The 24,919-nt window shown below is 67.7% G+C and carries 27 protein-coding genes and 6 pseudogenes; 20 read left to right on the top strand and 13 right to left on the bottom strand.

Features of this window, described 5'->3' with window-relative positions; genetic code table 11:
- The first annotated feature begins 154 nt into the window (after positions 1-154).
- From ABZ656_RS16530 to ABZ656_RS16520, 3 genes are all read left to right on the top strand, one after another.
- Entirely contained in the window at positions 155-640 is a 486-nt protein-coding gene (locus tag ABZ656_RS16530) for a hypothetical protein (protein WP_180362629.1), read from the top strand.
- Between the two features lie 282 nt (positions 641-922).
- Positions 923-1,969 carry a DUF3710 domain-containing protein gene (locus ABZ656_RS16525; protein ID WP_360268590.1) on the top strand — a complete coding sequence of 349 codons (1,047 nt, stop codon included), beginning with the start codon at positions 923-925 and terminating at the stop codon, positions 1,967-1,969.
- 6 nt (positions 1,970-1,975) lie between these two features.
- On the top strand, positions 1,976-2,320 hold the full coding sequence (locus ABZ656_RS16520) for a hypothetical protein (RefSeq protein WP_360268587.1): 345 nt from the start codon (positions 1,976-1,978) through the stop codon (positions 2,318-2,320).
- On the opposite strand, the gene ABZ656_RS16515 is transcribed toward ABZ656_RS16520, so the two are convergent.
- A complete protein-coding gene (locus ABZ656_RS16515) occupies positions 2,253-2,825 on the bottom strand; it encodes a GNAT family N-acetyltransferase (RefSeq protein ID WP_101406593.1) in 573 nt (190 codons plus the stop codon). The genes ABZ656_RS16520 and ABZ656_RS16515 overlap by 68 nt on opposite strands.
- A 366-nt stretch (positions 2,826-3,191) precedes the next feature.
- On the opposite strand from ABZ656_RS16515, the gene ABZ656_RS16510 reads away from it, so the two are divergent.
- The 4 genes from ABZ656_RS16510 (at position 3,192) to ABZ656_RS16495 (ending at position 5,189) form a co-directional block, all read left to right on the top strand.
- A complete protein-coding gene (locus ABZ656_RS16510) occupies positions 3,192-3,476 on the top strand; it encodes a hypothetical protein (protein WP_360268584.1) in 285 nt (94 codons plus the stop codon).
- Positions 3,477-3,565: 89 nt separating this feature from the next.
- Positions 3,566-4,114: a DUF1062 domain-containing protein gene (locus tag ABZ656_RS16505; protein ID WP_101406592.1), complete on the top strand. Its 549-nt coding sequence runs from the start codon at positions 3,566-3,568 to the stop codon at positions 4,112-4,114.
- 267 nt (positions 4,115-4,381) lie between these two features.
- Positions 4,382-4,804, top strand: a complete 423-nt coding sequence (locus ABZ656_RS16500; protein WP_360268581.1) for a hypothetical protein — start codon at positions 4,382-4,384, stop codon at positions 4,802-4,804.
- A 142-nt stretch (positions 4,805-4,946) separates the two neighbouring features.
- The gene (locus ABZ656_RS16495; RefSeq protein ID WP_360268578.1) at positions 4,947-5,189 is read left to right on the top strand and encodes a hypothetical protein; all 243 of its coding nucleotides are present in this window, start codon (positions 4,947-4,949) and stop codon (positions 5,187-5,189) included.
- A gap of 652 nt (positions 5,190-5,841) precedes the next feature.
- On the opposite strand, the pseudogene ABZ656_RS16490 reads toward ABZ656_RS16495, so the two are convergent.
- A pseudogene (locus ABZ656_RS16490) lies at positions 5,842-6,036 on the bottom strand (helix-turn-helix transcriptional regulator); the annotation flags it as partial.
- 50 nt (positions 6,037-6,086) lie between these two features.
- Here ABZ656_RS16490 and map point away from each other — a divergent pair.
- Positions 6,087-6,854 (top strand): type I methionyl aminopeptidase, encoded by a 768-nt coding sequence (map, locus tag ABZ656_RS16485; protein ID WP_360268575.1) that lies wholly within the window; start codon positions 6,087-6,089, stop codon positions 6,852-6,854.
- Positions 6,855-6,975: 121 nt separating this feature from the next.
- On the opposite strand, the pseudogene ABZ656_RS16480 reads toward map, so the two are convergent.
- From ABZ656_RS16480 to ABZ656_RS16465, 4 genes and pseudogenes are all read right to left on the bottom strand, one after another.
- Positions 6,976-7,138 (bottom strand): annotated as a pseudogene (locus tag ABZ656_RS16480) (transposase); the annotation flags it as partial.
- A gap of 81 nt (positions 7,139-7,219) precedes the next feature.
- A pseudogene (locus ABZ656_RS16475) lies at positions 7,220-7,351 on the bottom strand (transposase); the annotation flags it as partial.
- A gap of 53 nt (positions 7,352-7,404) precedes the next feature.
- The gene (locus tag ABZ656_RS16470; protein WP_360268572.1) at positions 7,405-8,511 is read right to left on the bottom strand and encodes a hypothetical protein; all 1,107 of its coding nucleotides are present in this window, start codon (positions 8,509-8,511) and stop codon (positions 7,405-7,407) included.
- A 386-nt stretch (positions 8,512-8,897) separates the two neighbouring features.
- Entirely contained in the window at positions 8,898-9,146 is a 249-nt protein-coding gene (locus ABZ656_RS16465) for a hypothetical protein (protein ID WP_101408322.1), read from the bottom strand.
- Positions 9,147-9,567: 421 nt separating this feature from the next.
- Here ABZ656_RS16465 and ABZ656_RS16460 point away from each other — a divergent pair.
- The 7 genes and pseudogenes from ABZ656_RS16460 to gap form a co-directional block, all read left to right on the top strand.
- A pseudogene (locus ABZ656_RS16460) lies at positions 9,568-10,010 on the top strand (transposase family protein); the annotation flags it as partial.
- Positions 10,011-10,526: 516 nt separating this feature from the next.
- Positions 10,527-11,078: a YciI family protein gene (locus ABZ656_RS16455; protein ID WP_101406587.1), complete on the top strand. Its 552-nt coding sequence runs from the start codon at positions 10,527-10,529 to the stop codon at positions 11,076-11,078.
- A gap of 479 nt (positions 11,079-11,557) precedes the next feature.
- On the top strand, positions 11,558-12,643 hold the full coding sequence (locus ABZ656_RS16450) for a protein kinase family protein (RefSeq protein ID WP_360268568.1): 1,086 nt from the start codon (positions 11,558-11,560) through the stop codon (positions 12,641-12,643).
- Positions 12,644-12,683: 40 nt separating this feature from the next.
- Positions 12,684-13,199: a hypothetical protein gene (locus tag ABZ656_RS16445; protein ID WP_360268653.1), complete on the top strand. Its 516-nt coding sequence runs from the start codon at positions 12,684-12,686 to the stop codon at positions 13,197-13,199.
- A 160-nt stretch (positions 13,200-13,359) separates the two neighbouring features.
- Entirely contained in the window at positions 13,360-13,554 is a 195-nt protein-coding gene (locus ABZ656_RS16440) for a hypothetical protein (RefSeq protein WP_360268565.1), read from the top strand.
- Between the two features lie 278 nt (positions 13,555-13,832).
- Positions 13,833-14,789: a helix-turn-helix domain-containing protein gene (locus ABZ656_RS16435; protein ID WP_101408321.1), complete on the top strand. Its 957-nt coding sequence runs from the start codon at positions 13,833-13,835 to the stop codon at positions 14,787-14,789.
- Positions 14,790-14,899: 110 nt separating this feature from the next.
- Positions 14,900-15,898: a type I glyceraldehyde-3-phosphate dehydrogenase gene (gene gap, locus ABZ656_RS16430; RefSeq protein ID WP_360268562.1), complete on the top strand. Its 999-nt coding sequence runs from the start codon at positions 14,900-14,902 to the stop codon at positions 15,896-15,898.
- A 751-nt stretch (positions 15,899-16,649) separates the two neighbouring features.
- Here the strand turns inward: gap and ABZ656_RS16425 are convergent.
- From ABZ656_RS16425 to ABZ656_RS16410, 4 genes are all read right to left on the bottom strand, one after another.
- A complete protein-coding gene (locus ABZ656_RS16425; protein WP_360268559.1) occupies positions 16,650-16,796 on the bottom strand; it encodes a hypothetical protein in 147 nt (48 codons plus the stop codon).
- Between the two features lie 168 nt (positions 16,797-16,964).
- Positions 16,965-18,221: an MFS transporter gene (locus ABZ656_RS16420; RefSeq protein WP_360268556.1), complete on the bottom strand. Its 1,257-nt coding sequence runs from the start codon at positions 18,219-18,221 to the stop codon at positions 16,965-16,967.
- Positions 18,212-18,712 (bottom strand): winged helix DNA-binding protein, encoded by a 501-nt coding sequence (locus ABZ656_RS16415; protein ID WP_101406581.1) that lies wholly within the window; start codon positions 18,710-18,712, stop codon positions 18,212-18,214. Before ABZ656_RS16415 ends, ABZ656_RS16420 begins: the two co-directional genes overlap by 10 nt.
- A 162-nt stretch (positions 18,713-18,874) precedes the next feature.
- Positions 18,875-19,135 carry a hypothetical protein gene (locus tag ABZ656_RS16410; RefSeq protein WP_180362626.1) on the bottom strand — a complete coding sequence of 87 codons (261 nt, stop codon included), beginning with the start codon at positions 19,133-19,135 and terminating at the stop codon, positions 18,875-18,877.
- Between the two features lie 666 nt (positions 19,136-19,801).
- On the opposite strand from ABZ656_RS16410, the gene ABZ656_RS16405 reads away from it, so the two are divergent.
- From ABZ656_RS16405 to ABZ656_RS16385, 5 genes are all read left to right on the top strand, one after another.
- Positions 19,802-20,053, top strand: coding sequence for a YlcI/YnfO family protein (locus ABZ656_RS16405; RefSeq protein ID WP_101408320.1), 252 nt, complete (start codon positions 19,802-19,804; stop codon positions 20,051-20,053).
- Positions 20,050-20,427 (top strand): toxin Doc, encoded by a 378-nt coding sequence (locus tag ABZ656_RS16400; protein WP_360268646.1) that lies wholly within the window; start codon positions 20,050-20,052, stop codon positions 20,425-20,427. The genes ABZ656_RS16405 and ABZ656_RS16400 overlap by 4 nt, the downstream gene beginning before the upstream one ends.
- A 672-nt stretch (positions 20,428-21,099) precedes the next feature.
- Entirely contained in the window at positions 21,100-21,942 is an 843-nt protein-coding gene (locus tag ABZ656_RS16395; protein ID WP_360268551.1) for an SDR family oxidoreductase, read from the top strand.
- Positions 21,943-22,334: 392 nt separating this feature from the next.
- Positions 22,335-22,559, top strand: coding sequence for a DUF6417 family protein (locus ABZ656_RS16390; RefSeq protein ID WP_360268548.1), 225 nt, complete (start codon positions 22,335-22,337; stop codon positions 22,557-22,559).
- 327 nt (positions 22,560-22,886) lie between these two features.
- Positions 22,887-24,104 (top strand): epoxide hydrolase family protein, encoded by a 1,218-nt coding sequence (locus ABZ656_RS16385; RefSeq protein ID WP_360268643.1) that lies wholly within the window; start codon positions 22,887-22,889, stop codon positions 24,102-24,104.
- A gap of 47 nt (positions 24,105-24,151) precedes the next feature.
- On the opposite strand, the pseudogene ABZ656_RS16380 reads toward ABZ656_RS16385, so the two are convergent.
- The 3 genes and pseudogenes from ABZ656_RS16380 to ABZ656_RS16370 form a co-directional block, all read right to left on the bottom strand.
- Positions 24,152-24,265 (bottom strand): annotated as a pseudogene (locus tag ABZ656_RS16380) (phospho-N-acetylmuramoyl-pentapeptide-transferase); the annotation flags it as partial.
- 153 nt (positions 24,266-24,418) lie between these two features.
- Entirely contained in the window at positions 24,419-24,655 is a 237-nt protein-coding gene (locus ABZ656_RS16375) for a hypothetical protein (protein WP_360268650.1), read from the bottom strand.
- Positions 24,656-24,766: 111 nt separating this feature from the next.
- Positions 24,767-24,832, bottom strand: a pseudogene (locus tag ABZ656_RS16370) (RNA polymerase subunit sigma-24); the annotation flags it as partial.
- Positions 24,833-24,919: the final 87 nt, after the last annotated feature.

Below are 24,919 nucleotides of genomic sequence, written 5' to 3'. Positions count from 1 at the left end.
AGCGCTGAGGTTGTCTGGGGTAGAGGTGAAGGAGCCTTGCAAAGTCGCTGTTCAGGAACCGAGGGCGCGTCCGAAAGGCAACTGAGTTTCACCCTCTGCCCAGTTGGAATCAATGCGCTGTCCTGTTGGAGTGGTGCATCCGTAGGATCACGTCATGACTGCCGATGCCCCGCTCACCCGAGAGTCGTTCCGGCGCCTCCAGCCGATCAACACGCCCAGGCCGATGTCTCAGTTGCCGGATCGTGTCTGGACCGACGAGGACTGGGGCCGCATCCAGCGCGGATATCGAGCCCGGGACATGGATGAGAAGTGGAACGTCTTCGTCGAAGGCGATGTCCTCTTCATGCACCGGAGTTGGACCGGTCACGGCGTCTATGAGGCGTCCTTTGCCTCCGTGATTGGTGGTGGGAGGAGCATCGTCTCTGCTGTGGTGGAGGCCGATGTCGAGCGCTATCGGAGCATGGGCGACGAGTACGACCGTCTGATGCTCGAGCTGATCACCAGCGCGATCGTCCTTGGTGAGGCAGCGGCCGACCTGCGGGCCGGACTCGTGGAGTTGACTGCTCGGGTTTCAGGGAAGAGCGATCTTCCCCCGGGCCTGGTGGAGCACAGTGTTCTGGGATTGCGCTCTGGATCGTAAGCCCTGCAGCCCAGCGATCCTGTCAGGCCCTCGGGTTATGTGGCTGGATCACACGTTGCAAGCGCGGGATCTCGCCGTGTGCAGCGGCCAGTGCGGGGGAGAGCGGAAAGGACACGACGGCGAGCGCGGACAAGGTCGCTACGGTGACGCAGAATGTGGCGGACGTCGCCCTCCAGCACGCTGGTGTTCAGGAACCGATGACTTCCATCGCCACGCTGGAGATGGTGGTCGGTACGGCCATCTCCCGAGCGATACGGCGACGCAGATGACGAGGATCAGGACATGCAGGACGAGGCCAGGGCCATTCTGCGGCAGTTCGAGCAGAGCGAGCCCATCCTCTCCGAGGACGGCAGGCGCACGGCTGCTGCTTGGGACCACGCGTCACCGACCGCGGTGATCGCCCACGCCTACGGCCTGTGGGCGCACGAGATGGAGGCCGCGCGGCCGGGCGGAGGCGACCGGCTTGAGGAGGTCGTACGCAGCCTGTTGCCGGACGTCGGCGAGGATCGATTCGCGGGCACTGCGGATGACGCCGTGCTCCTCACGCGGGGGCTGCTCGGCGACTTCGATGCTGGAGCCGAGGCGGACGCCAAAGGCCTGGGCACTCTGTACAACCTCGCGGCACTGCTGCACGCTGCGATGCTGCGTTCTCAGCTCTCTGAGTCGGACCTGGAAGAGCTGCTGGCGCGGGCAGAGGCCGAGTATGCGGGAGCCCTGGTCTCCGGCGAGCTCGCCCGCGGGCAGGTGCGGGACGGTCACGTGGGGCCCTGGGATGTGACCGAAGTCGAGAACAGTGCCGTCGAGGGTGGCCGGATCGACCTCGGCGCCCTGCGTGTGCCTGTGGTCCCGGGCGTAGAGATCCGACCCGAGGGGATTGATGCGCAAGGCCAGGGCGACGACGCCTCTGGCATCACGCTGAGGGTGGGGGGTTCTCACCTGCAGTTGCAGCTCTTCAGTGCGCCGGAGGGCGGGTTGTGGGACTGGAGCCTGGGCGAACTGGCGGCGAAGATCGCGGCCCGGGGCGGCGAGGTTCGAGAGACCACAGGACAACTCGGAACGGAGATTCGGAGCACGATACCTGCGGGCGAATCCGGCAGTGCCTCGGTCGCGGTCCGCTTCGTCGGCTGTGATGGCCCCGGGTGGATGCTCCGGGGAGTGCTGACCGGGCCCGGAGCAGACTCCGGCATTCTCCAGGAACAGGTACGGCGGATCTTCCTGGGGACGGTGGTTGACATCTGTGACGCCAGGCCGCTGTCCAATGGGCTCATCGCGCTGCGATGGCCGCCTCTGGGCGGGTGGAACGAGACCGAAACGCCGTTGTTCGACTGATCTCGGATGGCCGTGAACGAGACCGTCATTGCCACGCTGCGTCCGACGACTGATCTGCCCCGGCTCGCTGAGGAGCCGGCCAAATCCATCAAGGTCGGCGCCGCGGTGTTCAAGGCCGGGCGCGCCCTGGACCGCGCCCACAAAGCGGTCAAGGACGCGGAAGAAGACACACGGCAGACCGCGCGCACAGAGAAGCTCCAGAAACTCACCTTCAAGGCCGGCGATGCGCTTGTGGGCGAAGCGGAGGCAGGAGCGGGTGGCTTCGGGCAAGACCTAAACCTGCTCAGGTTCCAGGTGGCGCTGACTGCCTGGCGGATGCGCCGACCACGCCATAGGCGCGATCGCCGATGACGAATTCGCCCAGAGGGGTCATGCCGAAACCGTCGACATGGACCTTCCATGACGCCTGGTTGGCCAGTTCGATGAACGCCACCACCACGTCGGCCCGCTCCGAGGCCGCCTGGATCGCCGCGGTGAACAGCCCCCGAGCCACCCCCTTCCCTCGGTAGGCGGCAGCGACCACCACAGGCCCATAGAGCAGCCAGCGTGTGGCACGGAGCGAGTGTCCCTGCCACTGCAACGAGTCCTGTGCACTCAACAGCGTCTGCACCGGCGGGGGCGGACTCGGCACGGTGCCCGGTGCGGCAAGACCGAGCAGACCAGCTAGGCGTCCGGCGTCATCCGCGACGAGAAGGCTCCCGTCGTCGGCCATCGAGCGCAATGTGCCGACGTCGAGGTCACCTTGCACGAAGCCTTGGTCAGCGCGCTCCTGTTCCGTGAGGGAGTCGTAATGATTGGCCGCGAAGAGTGCAGCCATGGCCGGGGCATCAGCCGCAGCGGCATATCTGTAGTCCATGGCAGCGATGCTGTCATGCACTGGCGGACTTCGGGATGAACACCACGAGCTGAACGACTGGGCGTGAACTGACCGGTGCCGGCAAGCCGTTCCATCCCCTCCGGGCCGGTGTCGCTGCCGCTGCCGGGGCCGGTGATCCGGGCGCGGAGGGGGCGGCGGGGCCGACGAGGTGCGCCTCCGCCGACGCGTCGGTTCCCTCGGCCTCGGCGAGCGCCCGGTAGAGCGAGGCGACCGAGGGGTTCTTGCCCGCGTTCTTCCCTGTCTTGATGACAGCTTCTTCGCGATCTCGGGGACGGGGACGTCCTTGTTCTTCAGCGCGACGGCGAAGGTGAGCATGTCGTCGTCGATGGCTTTCGGCCGTCCGCCGTGCTTGTCCTTGGCCGCTGCGGTGACCTGGCCTTCGAGGGTCTTCGCCCGGATGTAGTCGCGCTCGGTCTGCCCGGCGACGGCGAGCATGGCGAAGACCATGGCGCCCAGGTGGCCGGGCCGGGGCGTCGTATCGGCCGCACCGGGCCCGGCAGTGTGGGGAGTACCGGCAGCGCCCTAGGCGGTGAGGCGCTCGAAAACGAGTGGAACAGCGCCGCTGTGCGCCATTACCGTGCTGCCGAGCCAAGTCGTCTGGTCAAGGACGTGCCGTTGTACACCCTGTGAGACCTCCCGAGCGCTGATTCATTGCGCGTCGCGCATCTGCGCCGCGCTGCTTTTTGCTGCGGACTTCTCACTGAAACCGGTGTACTTCTGTGCTCAAAAACTGGGTGGTCGTGCCCACCTGCCTGCCGCTCGTTCTCCGCCGTTGCCACGCGTGCGCGTCCGAGCGCTTCCGGGCAAGCGGTAGATTTCGCGTCAACGCAAACCACAAGCTCATCGACGCCTGGCTCCTCACGCTCTGCACCGCTTGCGGGGAAACTGCAAAGCTCACGGTCCTGGAGCGGATGAATGTGCGCTCCGTACGACCTGAGCTGCTGGACCGGCTGCATGACAACGACCCTGGCCTGACAGCTGAGCTGCTCCAGGATCCGGTCGTGCGGCGCCGCAATCGCATCGCCCTCGAGTGGGACAACGCCTGGCGCCTCGACACCGGCGAGCCGGATCACCTGGACCGCGAGGTGATCGATGTATCGGTCCACTTTGCGGCGCGGATCCCTGTCCGGCCGGTGCGACTGATCGCTGAAGGTTGCGGTCTTTCGCGGGCCGAGGTCGAGAGACTGATCACGGAGGGGAAACTCGTTTCGGCAGTCAGGCTGAGCGGTAAGCTCTCCGGCGACTTCACCTTCACGCTCAAGCGCTGAGCCCCCTTGGGGCCAGGGGCCTGTCCGGCAAGATTTGCCGGACAGGCCCTAACCTCGAGGCCAAGCGCGTGGCTCGTGACCAGCCGACTGTCTCATGACACACATTGAGCGCGAAGAATCCCTGGTTCACCCGACGTTTCAGAGTGTCTCGAGGTTTGGTCGGCGAGAGGGTCGTCACGGCTGTGCCGCCTCGCTGTGTGTTGCCATACCTGGACGTCTGATCCCCCGGGTCGGCACATTCCGAAAGTGACGGCCTGGAGTGGCGAAATGTCCCTGCCTGCCGACCAGGCCGCCCTGGACCTGCTCGATGCGCACCTGGAGGTGCTCTGGGACGGAACGGAACTCCCGCTCCCGCAGGGGCTGATCTGCCTCGCGGCGGAAGGAGGGGGCGAACTCGGCCACTGGGCCCTCGGCCAGCTCCGGCGCATCCTCTGGGAACCGAAGGGCATCTTTGCCTGCCAACTCGGCAGTCTGGTGGCGGAGTTCCGCTCCCGCCGGTGTCCCTGGAACGCGGCGGCGCTGCGGCTGCTCGACGACACGTGCACCTTCGCGGCCACCGGCCCTCGGCGGCACGAGGGCTGGGCGCACGACGTCCACGCCGTGCTGCACCGGTCGGTCCCCGACCCCCGGGGCTGGGTCCGACTGGAGGGGGACCGCACCAACGCCGCCCGCCGCACGGTGCCCGCGTAACCCTTCGCCCCCCGGACGCACCAGAGTTTCCCGACCGCCTGTACCCCTGGAGGCGCAGGCCGCGGGCACCGCGCTCGTCATCATGGCCGAGGAATAGCGGTCGGAGCCTGCCCCCATCCGCTCCCGCCCGGACCGGGACGCCGTGCTGGCGGATGCCCGAACCCTGCTCGAGCGGTACTGGCCCACCGCGCGCTACTGGACCAACGCGACGGCCGCCGCCTCTGACCCGGCCCCGGACTTCCTCGCAGCGGGCCTCCAGGGCACTGAATCCCATGGCTTCCGCACCTGCGATTACCGTCAACGGCCTCGACTTCTTCGAGGACCATGGCTGATCGCGGTGGCCGACGACGAGGTGGGCGTCTTCTGGTCGTTCGGGGCGTACTGACGACGTTCGGAGAAGGCCACCTGGCGACCGTCTACTACTGCCTTGGCGACCCCGCGGCCGGGAGCCACCGCCGTTGAGGCGGGCCGTGCCCTGGCCGACCGACTTGGGGTGCCGTTCCACTTCGCCTCCCCGGACGTCCCCGCTGACGAGGCCCCGCCCTTGCGGACAGCCCAGGGTCTGTCGTCCGGAAGGGCGTGATCGGAAGGTGGATCGAGGCGACGTTCTGGAGCAAGACCAGCCGCCCGGTGCCTCCCGTTCTAGTGAACACCACCCCCGGACTGATCCGGCCGCCTCCCGAGACGGTGAACAACCGCTGCCGAAATTCGGGTTCTGGCTCAACTTCCGCGCAACGGCCGCTCTCCGTCGCTGTCCTGTGTCACTGAAGACTGATCCGTGTGAGCGGAGTTTGAGCACCCTCAAATTCGTGCCACCGAAGGTTGGTTGGGCGATACGGGGTGCGGCGATGCCCACACCTCAAGCCGAGAGCGCCGGTTCCTGCCAGTCCGGGTCATGCGCGCACGCGGCCGCAAACTCGTCCAGGGGCACGTGCAGCGCGACGGCCAGGGCCGCGACGGTGCAGAAGGCGGGGGCGGGGCCGCGACGGTGTAGAAGGCGGGGGCGGGGCCGCGACGGTGAAGAAGACGGGAGTCGGAGCCGCGACGGTGAAGAAGGCGGGAGTCGGAGCCCGGCCGGTTTCGATCTCGCGCAGGGTCTCCGCGGAAACCCCCACCCCGGCCGCCACCTCCGCCATGCTGCGGCTGCCACGCGCTCGACGCAGCAGCGTGCCGAAGCGCTCGCCGCGTTCCCGTTCCCACGGTGTCAGAGAAGCCCTCACCGTGACCGTGATACTAATACCGGTATAAGTATTGGGTCGACGTGCCGCAGGGAGTCAAACACATGGTGGAGATCAAGACCGATGCCGCATTGGACGCGATGCGGGAAGCCGGACGTGTGGTGGCCCGCGCCCTGGCCGCAGTCAGAGAAGCAGCCGGCGTGGGGGTGTCCCTGCAGGAACTGGACGAAGCAGCCCGGTCGGTTCTGGCCGAGGCCGGAGCCGGCTCCCCGTTCCTCGGATACCGGCCGTCCTTCGCCCCGGTCGCTTTCCCGGCTGTGATCTGCACGTCCGTCAACGACGCCGTGTCACACGGCATCCCTACCGGCTACCGGCTGCGGGACGGCGACCTGGTGAGCATCGACTGCGGCGCCCAGCTCGACGGCTGGGCCGGCGACGCGGCCATCACCTTCACCGTCGGAACGCCACGCCCCGGCGACCTCGATCTGATCGACGCCACCCAGCGAGCCCTCGACGCCGGCATTGCCGCCGCCCAGGTAGGCAGTCGCATCGGCGACATCTCCCACGCCATCGACACCGTCGCCCGCAAGGCGGCCTGCGGCATGCCAGCCGACTTCGGCGGCCACGGAATCGGCCGCCGCATGCACGAAGACCCTCACGTCCCCAACCGCGGCCGCCCCGGCCGCGGCTTCCCCCTCCGTCACGGCCTGGTCCTAGCCATCGAACCCATGCTCATGGCCGGCGGGCAGAACGCCTACCGCACCGATATCGACGGCTGGACCCTGCGCACCACCGACGGCAGCCGGGCCGCCCACATCGAGCACACCGTCGCCATCACCGACCAGGGCCCCCGCATCCTGACTCTGCCCTGACGTTCTCCCAGACGCAACCCTCTTCCCCCAGGGTCGGAGCGGGCTCGGGCTCGGGTGATTCGGAGACGACGGCGCGCAGGCAGCGGCGGTACCGCGTGACGGTTCGCTCGGCGGCCGCGCTGAGGTTGTGCCACAGGTGCCACCGGTCCGCGACCTGGACGGCCTCCGGAGCGCCGGCGGCGACGCCTTCAGAGAATGGCGCACGGTCGCGGCAGACGACTTCGACCAGGCCGCTTCGACAGCCACGTTGTCAGTGTCGATGCCTCCCGGCCGGGAAGCAGATCGGCAGGGCGCCGCGTCTCGATCAAAGCCGGTGGGCCTGCCGCCCGCACTTCCGCGGCGGCGCCGGGTGGCCCGCTGGTGCTTGTGCGCGACCGGAACAAGATCCCATTGATTACCACGCGATGGCTCTTCCAGCGTCTGCCCCGGCCCCTGTTCTTCGGCAGATGCGGTTCGAGCAGCACCCACTCCGCGTCAGAGATATCACCCCGCCCCACGTCGAACAGAACGACCCGAACGACCGTCTGTCACACGATTCATCGGACACGCCCTAGAAGAGGCAGGCGCGCATGTGCTGCGTGAGGTTCTCGAGGATTTCGCGCAGCCACGGGCTGCGGACGGCCGGCAGCCGGACCAGGGTGTGGTGGAAGGCTCCCGGGTCGGCCCGGAACAGGTGATGGGGGTGCGGCGCGGGCGGGTCGTCGCGGAGCACGCCGTCGGGCATGCCGCCCGATGCGGGGACGGGCAGGTACGGCTCGGGGAAGGCCAGCCACAGCCACACCCCGAACGGCAGCGGCACCGGGTATGCCGAGCTGGCCTGGTCGGCCGGGGTCCAGGTTTCCCCCGTCTGCGGATGGACCGGCACGAGGAGGATGTCGGCGTCCGTGTCGGGGGCGGGCTGTTCCGGTCCGGCCAGGACGGCGCGCCGCGCCGACGGACCCGCGGGCAGCAGGGCGTCGAGGGCGCGTTGGAACACTTCCGCGATGATGCCGTCCGGGACGGTCACCGGCCGGCCTTCCGAGGCCGCCAGCAGGTGGGCGAGCGCCCGGCCGGCCGCAGCCTCCCACTGCGGACTCCAGGACCACCAGTGGTCCAGCCCCCGCAGCGATCCCCATGTGGTGATCGGCTCGAACGGGAGCGTGCCCTTCCTCTCCGCCATCAGCTCTGCCCAGGAAAGCGGTGCGGCGTTGGTGTCGTCGACGGGGCGGCGGCGCACGGCGTTCGGGGCCAGCCACACCGCCTGCCAGAGCGAGCAGTCGTCGATCCTGGTCGCCACGGGCAGGCCGCACGCCTCGCAGGCCATGTTGGGGCCGTCGGCCCCGTCGAGGCCGCAGCAGTAGCCGCCGCCTTTCTCCGGGATCAGCAAGGTGCCGCGGGTATCTCCGGGTGCGATGACGACCGCGCCGGGCGCGCCGTCAGACACGGCGTAGACCGGCGCGTAGAGACCGCGGGCCGCCGCCTCGTCCGGATCGATCTCCTCCCACCTCCGCCACGGCGGCCCCCAGGGCTCCGGGTCCACGGCGAACGTGCCCGGTTCCATGAGCACCGGGAGCTGGATCCCGTTCCCGTACTTCTGATGAGCGTGGGCCGGCAGGGCGACCTGGGACAGCGGGGTGGTCAGCCTGGCGCCGCACCCCGCACACACGAAAACGAACAAATGTCCTCCGCCTGGGAAACAGGGGATACGGTCGCAGCTCGGCGGCGGCCGGCCAACGTGTTTTTCGTCCGGTGCGGGGCCGGAGCGCCGCCACGGCGTGGAGCATCAACTCCTTCGCGAACGGGTCCGGCTGGCTGTCGCCCAACCCTCGCGGCGTCGTACACCGCGGTCCTGGGCACAGATGCCGAAGGTGGCTCCTTCGCCCGGGTGACGGTCCCCGCCGCCGTCCTGTCGTTCTTCTCTACACAGGGCATGGAGTCGATGGTGCCCGGGGCGATGGCCGCCGCCGCGAATGGAAGCTTCACTCTGGAGTTCCAGGTCACTGACCTTGAGGCATGCCACGAGCGTCTGTTGGCCCGGGGTATTGAGCCTGTCGTTCAACTCCATCAGGGGGTGACGTAGTCGCCCCAGCCGAAGGTAGCGACATAGGCTCGTCGAACGGCCTCTCTGCCGCGTCCGCCGCTGATGTGGATGAGTGTCAGCGCGAGGATGAACCAAGCGGTGGAACTCCCCGCGACGATCAAAGTCCAGCGGGGGCCCGAGAGACTGGTGATGACGATCAGGGCGATGATCGTCACGGTCAGCCCGATGTGGCCGCCGCGGACATCTGTGCTGGACCTGCTGTCGTCTGTCATGAGTGTCCCGCCGAAGATCATGCCGTCCTGCCTCAGAGCAGACTACGGGGCTCTGCCAACGGTGTCGGAGCCACTCCCACGACGGCGTTGGGTGCCCTTCTTGTGGTGGACGGGGCGACGGTTCTTCGAACCCGGAGGCCGACCGGGCCCGGCAGGATGCGGTTTCGGTGCACTGGCCATGGAGCCGGGAGGCTGTCGTGCAGCGTCCGTCTGAGGGCGGGTCAAGAGCGAGTCGTTGTTCGGTTCCGGGTGTCGCGCAGGCGTCGGAAACTTGGCTCGTGAGGCGGAACTTCCTGTTGCGTGACCGCGAGCCTCTCTCAACCTGGCTGGATCGGCTATGAGTTGGGCGGGACTGCGGAGCGACGAAGCTCTTGGTGGACGGTTTCATGACCCAGATGCACCGTGCTTCCAGGAGCTTCGTGTGCTTGTCCTTCCCTTGTCGATCGGCCTGTCCAGTCGCACCCTGCGTTTCCTGACTGGGCAACTCGTCTGCCGGCGACGGGAGATCGGTACACGGTGGCGCCGTCTGACGTCCGGCCGTCAGGGCCCTGCTCGTTCTGGCCCGCCTCCGAAGCGGTGATACCTACGCTCAGCTCGCTGCCGGTCTCGGCATCGCGACGGTTTACCGCTTCATACACGAAGCCGTCGAGGGCCTGGCCGCCCTCGCCCCGACGCTGGCCGAGGCGATGAACACCATGCAATTGAAGGCATTCGTCATCCTGGACTGCACCCCGCTGCCGATCGACCGCATCGCCGCCGACAACCCCTATCTATTGCTCCGGCAAGCACAAACGCCATGGCATGAACGTGCCGGTCCTGGCCGATCCCTTCAGCCGTCTGCTGTGGGCATCGGCGGCGCTGCCGTCCTTCGGCCTCGACCGCCTCGCCGACCACACCAACCTGAAGGTCGGCAGCAACGTTGCCGAACCGGTCCGGTTCACCAACGTGGGCAACCGTCCGGCTCGCGGTGTGCAGACCGTCCTGGCCGCCTCGCCCGGCCTGGACTTCGCCGACCACTACTCCAACTGCAAGTACGGGTTCAACGGCGCGACCCACTTCGCGGAGTGCTACCCCAAGGGCGCCGTCAACATCGGCGAGACGGCCGCCCTGGCCGCCCCCCCCGCGCGCCTGCACGTGGGCTCCACCGCCCTCAACACCTACCTCCTCCACCGCCCTCAACACCTACCTCGACGCACTCACCGCGCCTCTCGGGCAGCCGGGCTGGCCGGACGGCCAGGGCATCAAGTGGACGTGGGGCAAGGGGTCCGCGCTCAAACTGAAGGTGGTCGACGCAGGTCGGCCTTCGGGATGAGGCTGCCGAGCAGCCATCGCAGTGAAACCCGCTGGACCTGGTCGCCTCCTTGAAGAGATCCTTTGGGCATGGAGTTTTTCTGCTACCACCGCGACCGGCCCGGATCTCTACCGCTGCGCGACGAGTTACTGGAAGACCATTGGTCTTATATGGACCGGTACGCGAAAGAGATGATCGCCCGGGGGCCGACCCTCACCGATGACGGCGACACACCCACCGGCAGCGTGCACATCGTCGACCTGCCCGATCCCGCCGCCGCCCGCGCGTTCGCCTTCAACGAGCCGAACTACCAGGCCGGCGCCTATCGGGACGTATTGCTGCGACGGTGGCGCAACATGCTGGGGCGCACCATGTGGGACTTCCCTGGTGGCCGGACCGGTGGCAACCGGTACCTGGTGCTCGGCCTCGGTTCGGGTCAGGCCGCCGACCTCGCGGTGCCACCCGACCGGGACGACCTGATCGCCTACGGGCCGTTGCTGTCCGACGACGGCGTCACCTGGCTGGGCACGGCGGTGCTGGTCCGGGCGCCTGACCCGGAGACGGCACGTGCCATCCTGACCCTGGACCAGTACGCCGACATTGAGGTGCACAACTGGCAGTCGGGCGGGCGTCCGTCATGACCTGAAGCCGACGCTACGCCGAAGCCGTTCGGACCGCTCAGCAACCTCGTGTCTCACCCGAACCCACGGATGCATCGGCCTGACGTACACCGGTGGACCCGTGGGTTCGCGCTGAAGGACCTTCGGTTTTCCTGAACCCACGGGGATCTGGGCCCCTGTCTCCTACCCCTGGCCCTCGGTACAAGGTAGCTGTGCGCCGAGAACGGGATGCGGGGCTGTCCCGTGCCGGGCCGCACCGACGGCTTCAGCGGGCATTGGGCCGCCAGGGATGTCGCTCTGGTGACCCGGCGGCGTCGGAGGTAGGCCTTGTAATTCGAGGCTGCGGCTCTGTCAGGGGGTAGGTGCGCGAGTGCGGACGCTGGACCGTGGCAGCCTGCCCAGTCCGTCGACTCCGCCGATCTCCTCATCGACCTTCATCTACAGTGCAGAGGCAACTGGTGGACACTCGTGGGCATGGTGGAGACGAGGTCGGCATTCCGATGCAGGTAGCGGTCGAGTATCCCGATGTGCCGGCACACGCGCGCTTGGCTGCCTACAGCAGTGTCTCCACGTTCCTCGCCCTGCGAAGTGATCGCCGACTGGGCGAACTCGTGGACACCGCCGTGCCGCTTGGCTCCGGCATCGGCGGGAGGTCTGCGCTGCTGGAGGTTGATGGGAAGCCGGTCTTCGTGAAGCGTGTGCCGCTTACGGATATGGAGCGGCTGCCGGAGCATGTACGGTCCACGGCCAACCTGTTCGGGCTTCCCACCTTCTGCCAGTACGGCGTCGGTGGGCCTGGTTTCGGGGCGTGGCGGGAGCTCGCCGTTCACACCATGACGACGAACTGGGTGCTCGGAGGGCAGTACCAAGGGTTCCCGATGATGTACCACTGGCGCGTGCTGCCGGACACGGCCGCGCTTCCGCAAGAACTCGCGGACGTGGAGCGGGCCGTGGCCTATTGGGGAGGCCGGCCGGAGGTACGCCGTCGTATCGAGGCCCTTCAGCAGTCCTCTGCGAGCCTGACGTTGTTCCTGGAGTACATCCCTCACACGCTCCACGAGTGGCTCACCGAGCAGCTACAGGCTGATGAAGAGTCCGCTGACCGGGCTTGTTCCCTGGTGGAGGGCGAGCTGGAGGCCGGAACGTCCTTCATGAACGCTCGCGGGCTCCTGCACTTCGACGCCCATTTTCAGAATATCCTGACCGACGGGCGACGCCTCTACTTCGCCGACTATGGCCTCGCCCTCTCCTCCCAATTCGATCTGTCACCGTCCGAGACCAGCTTCTTCGAACTGCACCGGACCTACGATCCCTGTTACACGCGCAGCTGGCTGGTGAACTGGCTGATCACGGCTCTATACGGATACGAGCGGAAAGAACGCGTGGCGCTTATGCGCGCATGTGCGAAAGGGGAGGACCCACCGCACGGACCGCAAGAGGCCAGGGCGATCCTCTCTCGCCATGCCCCGCTCGCCGCAGTGATGACGGACTTCTACGTCAAGATCCAGGAAGAGGACAGGGAGACCCCGTACCCGTTGAAGGCGCTGCGCCGGGCCCTCCATGCAGACAGATCACGTCGCAGCTGAGCAGGTACTCAGCTTGTCTTGAGGCGTCAGGAATGTCCACGTGCTCCACGCTCAGCGCAGCGGTTCCGGGGCCAGACGGATACCGCCGACTCCGATCCGGATTCTCACCGCCCGGGTGGCCGGCTGCGCCGTCGGCGGCGGGGAGGCGGATCGTTTCCTGACGGGCTCGGTCAGCCGCAGGGTCATCAACGTGATCAGGTTCCATCTGATGAGCACCTCGTTTTTGCGGAATCGCCGGCTGCTCGAAGGACCACGCTTTGGCGCGGCCCATCAACAGGGCAGGGAAGCGTGCCAAGAGGCCGCGCTCGCCCATGTCGAGGGTGACTGGCAGTTCCGGGGCCGGGGTGTCCCCGACATCGGCGGCGTACTCGGGTATGAGGTCGCCGGCGGCCGTGCCGCTGCCGTCATGGCGACGGCGGTCAGCGGGGCGACGTACAGGGCCTTCGCCATGACCTCGCCTGTGGTGTCGTCGGTGAACGACGACTGCATCAGCAGCAGAAGGACGGCTGCGCGGACGAACAGCACGAAGATGACCGCGTGCCTGGCACAAACCTGACCAGCGAAGAGGCGCAGCAGCGGGCGAAGCTGCGGGGAATTCGGGGGCGAGCTCCTTGACGACGGCCGCGCCTGCACCTTGCCACCGGGGCCAGACGCGACGCAGGCGGTCGGCGGCGGGGCGGGGGAGACGCCAGCGGGGCTGGACGCCAGCGGGATTGGTGGCGTGGACCGGGGCCGCCCGACGCCGTCCGCCGTCCGGCTGCGGCGTACGGCGACGAGGCAAGCTCGGCGGCGACGGCATCGCGGTCAACCATGTGCTCCAGCACGACATCGCCTACGGCAACGGTCACCACGGATTCATGTACAACCGCAACTCGGGCAAGATGACGATCTCGAACAATGTGAGTGTCTAAAACGCGCAACGCAATTCTCCTTCTACGCGGGCACTCCGGCCTTCCGGACCAACATCTCGCGCCGCTTCAGCGTCAATGGCTCGAACGACAAGACCTTGCCGGCCCCGGCTGTCGGCCGGACAGTCGCGCAGCGGGCATCCGGTTGCTGAGGGACGGAGTGGGGTCGGGCAAGTCTGAGTGCGGCGCGGCGAGGCGGTCGCCCGCCGGCAGGGAGCGGAACTGCCGACGCCCTGACCCTGATGGGCCCGCAGGCCCGCATCCCTGCGTACCCTGTCTCCGTGTCAGCCTCCCGCCTGCATCGCGTCGCCGTTCTTGTGCTCGAGGGTGCGAAGCCGCTCGATGTCGGAATCCCCGCGCAGGTGTTCACAACGCGCGCGAGCATGCCGTACGAGGTGCGGCTGTGCGGCGCGGCACCTGGTCTCGTGACCGGTGGCGACGGCCTTTCGTACCACGTCGCCCATGGCCTTGACGCACTTGCGTGGGCCGACATCGTCTTCATCCCCGGCTATCGGTTCCCGGACCGTGACGATCCGCCGCAGGCCGTCGTCGACGCGCTGATCGCCGCCCATGACCGGGGTGCGCGGCTCGCCGCCATCTCGACGGGCGCCTTCGCGCTCGCCGCGACGGGCCTGCTCGACGGCAGGCGTGCCACGACGCACTGGCACTACACACGGGCGCTGTTGGCGAAGCATCCTCTCATCGAGGTCGACGAGAACGTTCTGTTCGTCGACGAGGGCAGCGTGCTGACATCGGCCGGCGCCGCCTCGGGCATCGACCTGTGCCTGCACATTCTGCGCGGCGACCTCGGGGTGGCCGCATCGAACCACGCGGCCCGGCGATTGGTCGCAGCCCCCTACCGCAGTGGCGGTCAGGCGCAGTATGTGCCGCGCAGCGTGCCTGAGCCGCTCGGTGAGCGGTTCGCCGACACCCGCGAGTGGGCGCTGCACCGGCTCGATGAGCCCCTCACCCTCGAGGTACTGGCGCGGCGGGCAGCGGTCTCGCCGCGCACGTTCTCACGGCGCTTCGTGGCGGAGACCGGGTACACGCCGATGCAGTGGGTCATGCGAGCCCGCATCGACATGGCCCGCGAGCTGCTCGAGCGTTCGCAGCGCAGCGTCGAGCAGATCGCGGCCGACGTCGGTCTCGGCACCGGTGCGAATCTGCGGCTGCACTTCCAGCGCATCCTCGGCACCACGCCGAGCGAGTACCGGCGCACCTTCACCCAGGGCGAGTAGCCCCGCCACCGGCGCACCTGGCGCGATCCTTTTGAACCGTGGCGATCCCGCCACTGTCACCGGTGGGTGCCGCGAGCGAACCTTGGTGGCGAACCGAAGGGACAGCACTTATGACTCGCATCGCCATCAACGGATTCGGCCGCATCGGACGCAACGTGCTGCGCGCACTGCTCGAACGCGACAGCACCCTCGAGGTTGTGGCCGTCAACGACCTCACGGAGCCCGCCACCCTCGCGCGACTGCTCGCCTACGACACGACGGCCGGCCGGCTCGGGCGCCCGGTGACCGTCGACGGGGACGCCCTCGTGGTCGACGGCCGTCGCATCACGGTGCTTGCCGAGCGTGAACCGGCGAAGCTGCCGTGGGCCGAACTCGGTGTCGATGTCGTCCTCGAAGCGACCGGCCGTTTCACGTCGGCCGAGGCTGCCCGCGCCCACCTCGATGCGGGCGCGAAGAAGGTGCTGGTCAGCGCGCCGTCGGACGGCGCTGATGTCACGCTGGCGTTCGGGGTCAACAGCGACACGTACGACCCGGCCGTGCACACGATCGTCTCGAACGCCTCGTGCACCACCAACGCGCTCGCACCGCTGGCCGCGGTGCTCGACGAGCTCGCCGGCATTGAGCATGGCTTCATGACGACGGTGCACGCCTACACGCAGGAGCAGAACCTGCTGGATGGTCCGCACCGCGACGCCCGTCGCGCCCGAGCTGCCGCCGTCAACATCGTGCCGACCACGACGGGCGCCGCCAAGGCGATCGGCCTCGTGCTGCCGAACCTGGCCGGCAAGCTGTCGGGCGACTCGATCCGTGTGCCGGTTCCGGTGGGCTCGATTGTCGAGCTCAACACGACCGTCACCCGTGACGTGACGCGCGACGACGTGCTGACCGCGTACCGCGCCGCGGCGGACGGGCCGCTCGCCGGCATCCTCGAATACTCGGACTTCCCGCTGGTGTCCTCCGACATCACGGGCAATCCGGCCTCGTCGATCTTCGACTCGGCCCTCACCCGGGTCGACGGCCGGCACGTGAAGGTGGTCGCCTGGTATGACAACGAGTGGGGCTTCTCGAACCGTGTGATCGACACACTCGAGCTCATCGCCACCCGCTGACCGGCGCGTGTCCGGCCGCTGCCGGACAGGAGCGCGTCGGTACCCGACCGGTCAAGACGCGCTCCGTACGCGGGCCTGCACAGTGCCGGGCGCACCCCATTGACGCCGGCGGTGCGGTGTTGGAACCCGGTGGGCGAATGCATGTCAGGATCCGAACACTGCGGCGGCAGCGGCCTGCCGTGCGGGGTCGGTGAGGTCTATCAGCGTCGGATTGCCGTCACACCATTGGAAGGTGTGCTTCACGTCAGCCGCACGCTCAGTAGCCGGTGTCGAGGTGGTGTGTTCGGATCCAGCGGTGCATCGCAGTCGGTTGGAGGACCGGTCACGGGGCATCGAAGGCTTCGCTGAGCCGACGTGGGAGGTGCTGGAGAGGCTGCGGACGGAGTTCGTTCCATGGGCTGATCACCGGCTGGTACTGGATACGGTGAACGATCCGTCCTCGAACGTTGAGACGCCCCCTGGGATTCCTGTCCGCGACAGTTTGATCTTCCGGGCGCCTTCGGACCGGCGGTTGGGATCCTGCGGCTTGACCGCTGTGCGCGGTGGTGCGACGGCCGAAACAAGCTGGGCTCAGGGAGAAGAAGATCACGGACGCTTCCTCGACCGGCTGTCGGTGCGGGGCCTTTGCGGGGCAGCACCACGAAGCCCCTGGTCTGACCGAGCGGGACGATCCCTCCCGCTAGGGGGTGAACGCGGTACGCGCAGGGGGCGGTGCTTGAGGGCGCGGCCCCTCGCGGACGTGCGCGGACCCCTACCGGTCCTCGTTGCGCCGACGCTGTTGTTCGCAGTCCGTCATCGGGTCCTCTACGAGCCCGGCGTACCGCGCCCACCAGAAGGTGGCTGCGGGCACCGTCCGGCGTTTGGCGGCCTGGCCCGCGTCGTACTCGGTCCGTCGCATGAGATCACTGTGTCTTCGCGTGATGGATGGCCATGGGCGCGCGAAGCCGTCCGGTCATCCCGTCGTGACGATCCGTAGTTGGCCATTTCGTCGACCGATAGTTGGTCGGCTGAGACGCCGAAGGGCGCTGCCCCACCAGACGTTTGCCGTTCCGCCCCGGAGCCGGGCTCATGGGCTGGCTGAGGCTGTGTGGGGAGGGGATGGTGCGGAGGAACTACGCAGGTCTGCTGTGCTGGCGCTCACCATGGCGACGGCGCCGAGACAGAGCAGGCCACCGCTGACGAGGGCTACTGCTCCCGAGGTGGCATCTGCGACGAGACCGCCGCGCATGTTGCCGATGTCGGGGCCGCCTTGCCCGACGATCTGCTCAGCAGCGCTGACACGGCCGAGTAGTTCATGGGGCGTGTTCATCTGGACGACGGTGCTCCGGGATACGACGGAGACGGTGTCGGCGGCGCCGGCTATGACGAGGAAGACCAAACCGGCCCACGGGTCGGGTGACATGCCGAACAGCGTCAACGCCGCGCCCCAGGTGGCAGATCCGCCAAGCATGACCAGACCGGGGCGCGGGAGCCGGGTGAAGGTCCCGGAGATGAGAGACGCTGCCACGCCGCCGACGGCTACGGCTGTGAGGAACAGTCCGAGAGTGCGCGGGTTGCCGCCGAACCGTTCTGCGTTGATCAAGGGGAACAGGCTGATGGGCATCGACAGCACGGTGGTGGCCAGGTCTGTGAGCAGGGCCCCGCGAATGACGGGAGTGCGGCCCAAGAAGGCCAGACCGTCCAGCACTCCGCGCAGGCCAGGCCGTGCGGCCTCGTCTCCGGGGTTCATCCGTGGCAAGCCGAACGCACCGTAGAGCGCGGCGACGAATGTGAGGGTGTCAACCAGGTAGCAGCCGCCGACGCCCAGCCCGCCCACGATCAGTCCGCCCAGCGCGGGACCCACCAGCATGGCGCCCTGGAAGGCGACACGTCTCAGCGCCAGTCCCGCGGCCAGCTGGTGCTTGGGCAGAAGGTGCGGAATGAAGGTGCGTGAGGCCGGGCCGCCGCCGGCGACGAAGCAGGACTGAACTGCGACCAGCCCCAGAACACCGGCGACAGGAAGGTGCCCGAGGAAGCCCTGGAGTGCGAGGAGGAGCGAACACATGGCTTGCCCGCTGGTCGTGAGCAGATAGAACTTTCGGCGGTCCACCCGGTCGGCGAGCGATCCGGCGAAGAGTCCGAGCGCGACGAGTGGAATCGCCTGTGCCAGCCCGACTGCGCCCGTCCACGTGGTGCTCTTCGTCATCTGCCAGACCTGGAACATCACGGCGACGAGTGTCATCTGGCTGCCGAACCCGGACAGGGCCTGGCCGAGCCACAATCGCCGGAACTGCGGTGACGACCGTATCGGAGTCACGTCGAGCAGCGTGTGCCTCAGCCCCATGCGGGGTCCTCCGCCAGCTTCTCGGCGATCCGGTCGTGGAAACTCTTGCGCTCAAGAGCCTGCTCGATATCCGCGACAACCCGGGAGAGCGGGTAGGGAATCTCAGCTTCAAGGTCAGCGAGGGCGGCCTCGGTGGCACGCCATTCTGCCGCCAGGCGCCCGACGACGCGGCGGCCCTTCTCGGTGAGCGTCACCTTCTTGCTGCGCGCGTCATCGCCCACGACCGTCTGGACCCAGCCGGCCGTGCGCATCGCGGCGACTTTCTGGCTGAGTGCCGAATGCGTGCGGTGGACCGACTCGGCCAGTTCGGTGATGGTCATGGGTCCGCAGGCGTGAAGCCGGAGCAGTTCCATGACGAAGCTTGTTTTGAGTCCGTCGATCTGTTGCTCGGAGTAGATCCGGGCGATGTCGGCGTCCATCGACGCCTGGAGCAGGCGCAAGGGCCGCCAGAGGCTCTGCTGGCTGGGGTCGAGGGCATGGGGATCGGCCATCAGCGCATCGTAACAGGACTTATATAAGCACTGTCACTTAGTCGTGCCAGTGCCGACCACCAGCTGTCGAACGAGAAGGTTCCTGATGGCCTCGATGGGCTGCATGGTGGATCTGGTCACCGGCCGGACCGATGCCGTGGTGATCGCCGGGCCGGCGATGGGTTACGAGGACGTGGCTCCGACGTCCTGCGCCACACCCTGCTGCGCACCCTCGCCCACACCGGCCTCCTGGACTCGCTGAGCCAGGACGAGCGGGCCGCCATGGACCGGCTGCTCGACTCCGGCCCCGCGGCCGCGCTCGCCGTCAACGCACTGCTCGCCCGCGCGCACGAGTCCGGCGCAGGCCTTCGCCCGGGCGCCGCGCCATGACCGGCGACCGGACACGGTCGTCGCCGCGCGGGTGGAGTCGACCGGCTGTGGCACCCGGCTCGAGACGCCGGCCCCCGACGGCCAGGTCCACTTCGACGGCCAGCCCCAATCGGCGAACCGTGATTCGAGGGCGAAGACGACCCCGATTACAACCCCGTCTGCCGATGCCCGCGCGTGCCGTCGGCGCCGTGCTATCCGTGCGGGGGCTGCCGGGCCTGCGGGCAGCGCCGGCACCGCTGACGCTCACCGAGGGCAACCTCCCAGTTCCACGGACCACCTGTGAGGCGCCCGGGGCACTGGGGCCGAAAACAGGCATGTTGCCCGATATGCCCATGGAGCCGCCCCCGCGAATTCCCGGGCGGACAGATTCCTGGTGTCCTGCCACCAAACCTTGCGCGCCCGTGCCCTGGAGGACACCGCCGCCCACCCCGAGCGGTGCGCCGTGCCCTGGGGTTGCCCTGAGAGTCTGGCGTTTTCCCAGGTGGACCCGCGCCGCGCACGAAGCTGGGTCCCCGGGGCCAGCTAGGTCCGCGAACGTCATCGGCGCGGATCTGTGTCATCAGCCCTGCGTTTTCCCAGATGGTCGGGGCGGCCTGTGTCACTGATCGGTTGTGTCATCTGATTCATCGGCGCCCCGGCCTGAGCCGGGAAAGTGCGTCGTTCGGGTTCGGTTCCGTCGTACCCATCCTCCTGCTGTACGGTTTGCTGTACGGTCGGAGCATGTCGAAGTCAGTGACAATCCGGGTCCCCGAAGAGCTCCACGCACAGTTGCAGGAGCGTGCCGAAGCCGAGGGCACCACGGTCACCGCGCTCATCACCGAGGCCGCGCACAACGCGGTCCGCGACCCCCGCCTGGACAGCGCCGCCGATGTCTTCCGCGCGTTCATCACCGACAACGCGGCCGCTTTCGACGCGGCGTTCCCCGACGACACTCCCGCCCGACTGGACGCCTCTGGACGGGCTGCCGCCTGACCATGGAGCTCCACATCGACATCCGCTGGCTGCTGGAACGCCAGGCGGAAGTGCTGCCCAAGCAGCCCTCGGTCCACGACTTCTCCAACCTCGTGGCCGCCGTGGCGCGCCATCGGGTCAACACCCCCCAGGTCGGCGTCGCCGTCGACAACGCCTGGCGCGCGGCGGCCCTGATGCATGCCATCATCAGGCTGCGCCCCCTCCCGGCCCGCAATGCCTTGTACGGCGCCGCGATCGTCACGGCGTACATGAACGCCGCAGGTGAGGCCGTCGACCCGCCGTACGGCGCGCTGATCGACCTCGCCCGCGACATCGACGCAGGCCGCGCCGACGGGTACGACGCGGCCGACCGCATCCGCTCCTGGCGGATCTGAACTCGCCCTGGTGCGCAGCGCCCCGGACCTCCCCTTCGTCCGGGGTGCTGCTTTCCCCCGCATGGGGCAGCGCCTGGTGCGGCGGAGTGCCCTGCATGGTGCTGCTTTGGGCGCCGGACGTCTTGCAGAAGTGCAGCAGCCAGCCGCGTTGCTCGTTGTGCACCAACTTGAGAATGTCCCACCCCTCGGATCTCGTCTCCAGAGCAGTGAAGCGAAGAGGTCTGACATCGGCAGGTGGATGCCGTCGTCCGGCTGCCCAATTACTACCAACGCTGTTTATCCGGCAGGAGGATGCAGCTGGGCTACTACTGGCCGTGCTGTTCCTGATGGTTGTTGCAGCGCAGCATTTGCGTGGCCCAGGCCATCCGCGGGTGCCGCTCAGGCAGGGAAGTAGATGTGAGCACAGAAAGTCTCCTGCGGGGTGCTACCAAGTGCACGGTACCGAAGCCGGACAGTTGACTACGACGCTCGAAGAACGCCGGGCTGACAGGCAGTCGAGACTGCAGATGGGTGGCTGAGCAGGGTGGTATCAGGTGCCTTCCCCGGCCAATGCAGTTGCTTTAGGTCGGCGAGGGGCGGTGATCGGCTTGAGTGGACAAGTGGCTGGGGTACAGGAAATCTGTTTCCTCCCCGGTGAGACGTTGACCTTGCCGCCGGCGGCAGGGTTGCACGATGACCGGCATGAACAACACTGCACCGCAGAGCAGCAGGATCGTCGTCGTCACCGGAGCCGGCACTGGCATCGGCCGGGCAACTGCCCGTGCCTTCGCCGCCGAGAGCGCCCACGTGGTCGCGATCGGACGGCGAAACGAACCACTGAAGGAGACGGCGGCCGGGCACGACCGGATCGTGCCGCTGCCCGCCGACATCACCGCCGAAGGGGAGCCCGAGCGGATCGTCCAGGCCGTCTTGGAGGCACATGGTCGATTGGACGTGCTGGTCAACAACGCCGGCATCGTGCACAGCAGTGCCCTCGGCACCCTGGTCCCGGAGCTGATCACGGATCAGCTTGCCACGAACCTCGTCGCTCCAATTCTGCTGGCTCAGGCTGCGCTGCCGTTCCTGGAGACGTCGGGCGGAGTGATCGTCAATGTCAGTACGTCGGTGGGGCAGCGGGCCTGGCCCGGCAGCTCGGTCTACGCGGCGACCAAGACTGCCTTGGAACTGCGAGGCTGCGGCGGCGGAGTGTTCGGATACGGGTGCGGCAAATGCCGTACCGGCTGCGACCGGGACAGTGGCAGGACGAGTGTGACCACTGCGGCAACGGCAGTGCGACGGATTCTGGTCATGGCGGCGAGGCTAGAACGCAGCGTCGTAGCTGACGTCCCCTCAGTGGAGGACGTGCTGTCGCCCGCAGGAGTTACGGGCCATCATCTCGCAGGAGGGCACGGGCCCCTAGGGATGGTGCCTTGGCCAGGGGGTTTTGCCGCGGCAGGCCGGTTCGGCAGCATCCCGTCGGCGGATTCCCGCGAACAGCTGTCCCTTCCCGTCTTCGAACAGGGCAGGCAGTCGTAGGCGTCTACGGTCGGCGAACGCGTACGGGCGCGGTACACAACGCGGGGGAGTGGGATGAGGGGTTGGGGGCGGATACTGCCGGCGCCGGCGGCGCCGCGTGAGCGCGGGCAGGCGGCCGGGCGCGGCTGGACGCTGGACGCGAAAGCTGTCGGCTCTGGAGAGGCGGCCCGTGAGGTGGGCGGCCCGTCCGACCCCGTACGGCCATGACACCCTCACCTACGGATGCTCCCGCCCCCGGGGCGAGGCCCCGCCCGGCGGGGAGGAGACGGACCGGCAGGTGGTGGAGCTGATTCCCTCGCAGATGGTGGCACTGCGCGTGTTCATCGGCCTCACCGGCCAGCGTCGGGTGCCGTCGGTTGCGGGTGTGGCGGAGCAGGTCCGTACGGCCTCGTGTGATCACGGGATCAAGCGGTGGCGGCTGGCATCTGACGCCGGAGCAGATGGAGTCGGTGGCGTACGCGTTGTGGCTGCACCGGATGACCGGCTCCGCCGCGGAGGCCAACCGCTTCGCCCGCGAGTACGGCATTGTGCACAGCCCGTCTCCGGCTGAGCGGGACGGACCGGCACCGGACGCTGCCATGACGAACCCGCCACCCATGAGCAACCCACACTCCTGAGTTGCGTACTTACTCTGAGGTAGTTATCGTTACTTAAAGTGACAATCGTGTCGCGTGAGTGCCCCGGGCCACGCGACTCCAGAGCTGAGATCCCGCGGGCATCAGTCCTCGTTCAGACCGACGAGCAGACCGGTCGTCGGGGAAGCAGCCCTTTCGCGTGCTTCGCGCCTCCGGAACCGATGGGATGCACCAAGGAGACCCGTCATGCCCGAATTCCTCCGTGCACACTCTCGCCGAACGTTCATCTCCACATCGGCCGCCGCCGTCACCGCGGCAGCGACAGGGTTGCTGGGTCTGCAAGGCTGGCCATACACCGGCAAGGAACACATCGGAAAGCCGGCCACCGTAGGTGAGCGGCAGAGCATCCGTCCCTTCCGCGTGAACATTCCAGAGCGGGATCTCACCGAATTGCGTCGGCGTGTCATCGCGACACGTTGGCCCGACCGGGAAACGGTTCGTGATCAGTCCCAGGGTGTCCCGTTGGCCACGATGAAGGAACTCGCCCACTACTGGGTGACGACCTATAACTGGCGGAACGTCGAGGAGGAACTCAACTCGTTGCCGCAGTACATGACGGAGATAGATGGACTTGACATACATTTCATCCACGTCCGCTCCCGCCATCCGAACGCGCTCCCCGTCATTCTGACCCACGGCTGGCCCGGCTCCATCCTGGAATTCCTGAAGGTCATCGAGCCGCTCAGCAACCCGACGGCCCACGGGGGACGCGCCGAGGACGCCTTTCACCTCGTCATACCGTCGATGCCCGGCTACGGCTTCTCGGAACGGCCGACCACCACCGGGTGGAACCCAGACCGCATCGCGCGTGCCTGGGCCGTGCTGATGGAGCGACTGGGATACAAGCACTACGTGTCCCAGGGCGGCGACTGGGGCGCCGTGATATCGGACAAGATGGCCGTACAGCGGCCCCCGGGACTGCTCGGCATCCACGTGAACTTCCCGGCCACCGTCCCGCCGGACATCGCCGAGAAACTCGCCTGCGGCGACCCGGCACCGGCCGGCCTGAGCCCGGACGAGAAGGCCGCGTACGAGAAACTGGCCACCTTCTACAAGACCGGGTCCGGCTACTCGGCCATGATGGTCACCCGTCCCCAGACCGAGGGATACGGACTGACGGATTCTCCGGTGGGACTGGCTGCCTGGATGTACGACAAGTTCGCCGCCTGGACATACAGCGGTGGCCATCCCGAGCGCGTGCTGACCAAGGACAAGATGCTTGACGACATCACTCTCTACTGGGTCACGAACACCGCGATCTCCTCCTCGCGCCTGTACTGGGAGAACAACGCCAACAACTTCAACGCCGTGTCGGTGTCCCTTCCTGCCGCCATCACGGTGTTTCCCGGCGAGATCTACCAGGCGCCGCGGAGTTGGGCGTCGCGCGCCTACCACAAGCTGTTCTATTACCACCGGGTCGGCAACGGCGGCCACTTCGCGGCCTGGGAGGTCCCGGACCTCTTCACGGACGAACTCCGCGCGGCGTTCCGCTCCCTGCGCGGCTCACAGACAAGCGCAGGGAAGTGAACCGTTCAGCCCCGACGCCGGCACCCGGGGCTTCCGATCACAATGGCTCAGCGGGCGTAGAACAGGCCGATACCGACGACGCAGGCGCCTTGGATGATCCAGGAACGGACCACGACCAGGACTTCGGACCAGCCCTTGAGGTCGCGGGCGTGTTGCAGGGGGCCATCTCGAACGCGGTCAGTCTGCGCACACGGACAGGCTCGGCCACCGCACATCCAACCGCCACGACCACCAACCCGGTGAAACCAGCATGGCGAGGGTGACCCAGCGGGACCAAGACGCGTACCGGCGGACCTGGTGCTCGTCCAGTGCGGTCAGGCCCTGCCGTCGGAACGGGAGACGAAGGCGGCTATTCGCGCCCACATCTCCGGCGGGTTGGAGTACATCGGGAAGTGTGCGCTGCGGCTGATCGGCGCGAGCTCGACACCGTTTGCGGCCAGGGTCTGGAGGTAGGACAAGGAGCTGTTCTGTTCGCCGTACATGAACATCCTGGGCGCGGGCAGTGAGAGGAAGCGGTTGAGCAGGTTGCAGCGGTCGGACAGCTCGACCATGGAACTGGAAGATCGGTTTGACCGCTCCGGCTCGGATCTTGTGGGGAAGGCTGGAGGCGTAGAGGCTGCTCGAGTAGAAACGCGAAGCCCACCCGTTCGGCGAACCGGTGTGAGTTCCGGCGCGAGGCGCCGCAGCGCGTCTCCGACGTCACCGCCGACGGTCGTCGCGAGTGCCTCCACCAACCTCTCCAACGACTTCGAGCAGCTGGAGGACGACATCGTCCGCGGCCGCAAGAAGATCAGCGACATGCAGCAGGCCGTCTC

Origin of the sequence: Streptomyces sp. NPDC007095 (assembly GCF_040634475.1) — a bacterium.
Classification (GTDB): Bacteria; Actinomycetota; Actinomycetes; order Streptomycetales; family Streptomycetaceae; genus Streptomyces.
The sequence above is the reverse complement of the archived record's forward strand: the minus strand, read 5'-3'. Positions and strand labels throughout refer to the sequence as shown.

Excerpts from the sequence above, each read along its gene's own strand:
- ABZ656_RS16520 (WP_360268587.1), top strand. The coding sequence starts at position 1,976 with ATGGCCGTGAACGAGACCGTCATTGCCACGCTGCGTCCGACGACTGAT.
- ABZ656_RS16525 (WP_360268590.1), top strand. The coding sequence starts at position 923 with ATGCAGGACGAGGCCAGGGCCATTCTGCGGCAGTTCGAGCAGAGCGAG.
- ABZ656_RS16515 (WP_101406593.1), bottom strand. The coding sequence starts at position 2,825 with ATGGACTACAGATATGCCGCTGCGGCTGATGCCCCGGCCATGGCTGCA.
- ABZ656_RS16465 (WP_101408322.1), bottom strand. The coding sequence starts at position 9,146 with ATGACAGACGACAGCAGGTCCAGCACAGATGTCCGCGGCGGCCACATC.
- ABZ656_RS16455 (WP_101406587.1), top strand. The coding sequence starts at position 10,527 with ATGGAGTTTTTCTGCTACCACCGCGACCGGCCCGGATCTCTACCGCTG.
- gap (WP_360268562.1), top strand. The coding sequence starts at position 14,900 with ATGACTCGCATCGCCATCAACGGATTCGGCCGCATCGGACGCAACGTG.
- ABZ656_RS16425 (WP_360268559.1), bottom strand. The coding sequence starts at position 16,796 with ATGCGACGGACCGAGTACGACGCGGGCCAGGCCGCCAAACGCCGGACG.
- ABZ656_RS16375 (WP_360268650.1), bottom strand. The coding sequence starts at position 24,655 with ATGGTCGAGCTGTCCGACCGCTGCAACCTGCTCAACCGCTTCCTCTCA.
- map (WP_360268575.1), top strand. The coding sequence starts at position 6,087 with ATGGTGGAGATCAAGACCGATGCCGCATTGGACGCGATGCGGGAAGCC.
- ABZ656_RS16405 (WP_101408320.1), top strand. The coding sequence starts at position 19,802 with ATGTCGAAGTCAGTGACAATCCGGGTCCCCGAAGAGCTCCACGCACAG.
- ABZ656_RS16420 (WP_360268556.1), bottom strand. The coding sequence starts at position 18,221 with ATGGGGCTGAGGCACACGCTGCTCGACGTGACTCCGATACGGTCGTCA.
- ABZ656_RS16450 (WP_360268568.1), top strand. The coding sequence starts at position 11,558 with ATGCAGGTAGCGGTCGAGTATCCCGATGTGCCGGCACACGCGCGCTTG.
- ABZ656_RS16530 (WP_180362629.1), top strand. The coding sequence starts at position 155 with ATGACTGCCGATGCCCCGCTCACCCGAGAGTCGTTCCGGCGCCTCCAG.
- ABZ656_RS16500 (WP_360268581.1), top strand. The coding sequence starts at position 4,382 with ATGTCCCTGCCTGCCGACCAGGCCGCCCTGGACCTGCTCGATGCGCAC.
- ABZ656_RS16415 (WP_101406581.1), bottom strand. The coding sequence starts at position 18,712 with ATGGCCGATCCCCATGCCCTCGACCCCAGCCAGCAGAGCCTCTGGCGG.
- ABZ656_RS16395 (WP_360268551.1), top strand. The coding sequence starts at position 21,100 with ATGACCGGCATGAACAACACTGCACCGCAGAGCAGCAGGATCGTCGTC.